Below are 651 nucleotides of genomic sequence, written 5' to 3' on the forward strand. Positions count from 1 at the left end.
TCCGTCCATCGAGGCCATGCCCGAAGGTGCGAGCCAAGAGGAACTTGCCCTCGCCATGGCCAAAGCCGTCGCCCGCCGCGCGGTACTGGAATGGGAGGGTGTCGGCGATGATGCTGGCGACGTTGTGCCCGTTTCGCCCGAGGGCATCGATGCCCTGCTGGAAATCTGGCCAGTATTTGAAGCCTTCCAGACCCAATATGTCGCGCGCGGGTTGATCCTGGACGCAGAAAAAAACGTCTCCGCGCCCTCGCCGACTGGTCCTTCGGCGGGGGCGACCGGTATTGCGCCGCCTGCGCAGGGCCGTGCCCGGACTGCCCCGCAAGGTTGAACAGGCCGCAGACGCCGGAGGGCTGGCAGGTCTGGGATCTGGTCGGCCGCCTTGGTGGGCAATTGCGGGTCATCCCCGGCGCAGTTTTGGGATGGGACATGGGCGCGGCCTTGGCCCTCGCACAGGCACTCGGCATCAATCCCCTGATTGCCGCCGAACTCTTGCCCGAGATCGAGGCCGTGATGGTGCGCAAACTGAACGAACAGATAGCTCCATCAGAGTGAGATCCGATCCGGCGCCGGTTTTCCCGATCAAACTCCCACCGGGACGGCCGTCGAAACGCGCCTCCCATGCCAACACGGTCACCCCTGTCTCGTATACAC

2 protein-coding genes are annotated in these 651 nt (G+C 64.7%); both read left to right on the forward strand.

Features of this window, described 5'->3' with window-relative positions; all coding sequences use genetic code 11:
• The coding region (locus AKU94_RS00005; RefSeq protein ID WP_050525327.1) for a hypothetical protein at window positions 1-328 on the forward strand (328 nt) is incomplete at its 5' end.
• On the forward strand, window positions 325-552 hold the full coding sequence (locus AKU94_RS00010) for a DUF7697 family protein (RefSeq protein WP_050525328.1): 228 nt from the start codon (window positions 325-327) through the stop codon (window positions 550-552). The genes AKU94_RS00005 and AKU94_RS00010, both read left to right, overlap by 4 nt.
• Window positions 553-651: the final 99 nt, after the last annotated feature.

This window comes from Pseudorhodobacter aquimaris, from assembly GCF_001202025.1.
Lineage (GTDB): Bacteria > Pseudomonadota > Alphaproteobacteria > Rhodobacterales > Rhodobacteraceae > Pseudorhodobacter > Pseudorhodobacter aquimaris.